At 70.3% G+C, this 515-nt stretch carries 1 pseudogene; it reads left to right on the forward strand.

From position 1 onward, the window contains the following. Positions 1 to 500, forward strand: a pseudogene (gene glnD, locus G7A99_RS24580) ([protein-PII] uridylyltransferase); the annotation flags it as partial. Positions 501 to 515 lie beyond the last annotated feature (15 nt).

Raw genomic sequence — 515 nt, forward strand, 5'->3', positions numbered from 1 at the left:
ACATCCAGGATGCGCGCATCATCACCACGGAGAACGGCTACACCCTGGACAGCTACCTGGTGCTGGAGGACGACGGCAGCCCCATCAGCGGCCACGACCGCGGCGCGGAGATCGCCGGCCACGTCGCCGACAGCCTGGCCACCCCGGACCGGCTGCCGGAGCCCTCGGCACGGACGCTGCCGCGACGGCTGCGCCACTTCAGCACCGAGAGCCAGGTCAACTTCTCCGAGGAGCCGCACAACGAGCGCACGGCGATGGAGCTGATCACCGGCGACCAGCCCGGCCTGCTCGCCCAGGTGGGCTACACCTTCGCCCGCTGCGGCATCCGGGTGCAGAACGCCAAGATCAGCACCATCGGCGAGCGTGCCGAGGACGTATTCTTCATCGCCGGGCCGGACAACGCCCCGCTCACCGCCGCGGAGCAGCAGGAGCTGCGCGCCGCGCTGCTGGAGATCGTCGACGACGACGCCGATATCATGGCCCGCGCGGACGGCGTCTAGGCGTCCAGCGGTTTC

It is taken from the genome of Arhodomonas sp. KWT (assembly GCF_010993615.1).